This is a genomic window from Bacillus cereus, from assembly GCF_002577405.1.
In the GTDB taxonomy this organism is placed as follows: domain Bacteria; phylum Bacillota; class Bacilli; order Bacillales; family Bacillaceae_G; genus Bacillus_A; species Bacillus_A cereus_AU.
Genome location: NZ_NULR01000004.1, coordinates 1 through 1,720 on the forward strand (window position 1 = coordinate 1; position 1,720 = coordinate 1,720).

Here is a 1,720-nt window from a genome sequence, read left to right on the forward strand (position 1 = left end):
CTAAAGCTGATTGAACTACAACGTGGCTAGAAATGGTGAGCGTGAATGTTGCGAAAGCAGAAAAAATCAATCAGATGGTGCAAGGTTAAATCCTAAACATTAGAACAATGGGTCTTCCGCCTCGAATCATCTAAGTCAAAATGGATAAGATGAACGTTCAACGACTATCTCGTATAACTGACGAGAGTACATCACAAGCCTATGGTGGTGGAAAAATCCTCTATCTTTAAGTAGATAAACATATAGTCTGCGCTCATGTGAAAACATGAGAAGTTCATAAGAGAACTGGCTAAGGAATTGCGCCCTTAGTTGAACGAGATAAAATTAATTAAATCTATCAAGTCTCATTGAATCTACCGAACCTATACATTATGGTAAATTCAATGAGGTAAGAATAATAATGAAATTTTCACGAGTTAGTCAAGTATCAGAATTAACAGGTTTGCATCCGAGTAGTCTAAGGAGAATGCTGGTGGAACACGCTACTATTCAGAAGAACAAATCTTTCATTAAAGGAGTTACATTCTGATGATATTGGCGAAAAAAGTCAGACTGATTCCAACGCCTGAACAAGAAAAAGTGCTTAGAAACCATGCTGGTGCTGCAAGATTCGCTTATAACTATTGTAAAAGAATGAGTGATAGATACTATAAGCTATTTGGAAAATCTGTTTCACAGTTAGCTTTACAGAAACGATTTACAAAGATCAAGAAGCGAAAGAGATATGAGTGGTTAAAAGACATCAACGCACAAGTTCCCAAACAGGCTTCAAAAGATTTTGATACGGCGAGGAAACATTCGTTCAAAAAGTACAAAAATGGTTATCACACTTCTTATAAATCCAAAAAAGATTTAATCCAAGGATTTTATGCCAATTATGAAAGACTGATTATAGGAAAGAAAGTAGTTCATATTCAGTCCATTGGAGAAGTGAAAACAAGCCAACAACTACCAAGAAACAAAAAACCATCCAATCCAAGAGTTACCTTTGATGGTCGTCACTGGTGGATTAGTGTAGGGTTCCAAGAAGACTTTGAATCCCAAGAACTAACCAATGAGTCGATTGGTGTGGATGTTGGTTTAAAAGAGCTGTTTGTAGCTTCTAATGGTACGAAAGAACGAAATATAAACAAAGATGCCAAGGTTAAAAAGCTTTTGAAAAGGAAAAAATCAGCACAAAGAGATATGTCTAGGAGATTTAAAAAAGGTGTAAAAATTCAATCTGCCGGATATGAAAAAGCTAAAACTGAGCACCTGCGGTTATCTAGGAAAATTACGAATATCCGAAATAACCATATCCATCAAGCAACAGCTAAATTGGTGAAAACCAAACCAATGAGGATCGTTGTGGAAGACTTACCTATCTCAAACCTGTTAAAAAATAAAAAACTATCGAAAGCATTTTCATTTCAAAAATTACACTTCTTCTTTCAATGTTTATCATACAAGTGCGAGAAGTATGGCATTGAGTATGTAAAAGCTGATAAATGGTTCGCCTCAAGCAAGATTTGCTCATGTTGCGGCGTAAAATACGACCATTCAGTTCAACCAGAAGGACAGTGGAGTTTAAAAATACGTGAGTGGCGTTGTGTTCCATGCAATAGCCATCACGATAGGGATGTAAATGCTGCGATAAATTTATCAAGATGGGTAAAATAAATGCTTGATAATAGGAGGTAACGATACTGCCTCGTGTGGAGTGTTATACCCCTCGTCCCTT

1 protein-coding gene is annotated in these 1,720 nt (G+C 36.5%); it reads left to right on the forward strand.

Going from position 1 to position 1,720, the window contains the following annotated elements; genetic code table 11:
* Positions 1-528: 528 nt before the first annotated feature.
* Complete coding sequence (locus COC96_RS07360) at positions 529-1,659, forward strand: RNA-guided endonuclease InsQ/TnpB family protein (RefSeq protein ID WP_098768600.1); 1,131 nt, start codon at positions 529-531, stop codon at positions 1,657-1,659.
* The last annotated feature ends 61 nt before the right edge of the window (positions 1,660-1,720 follow it).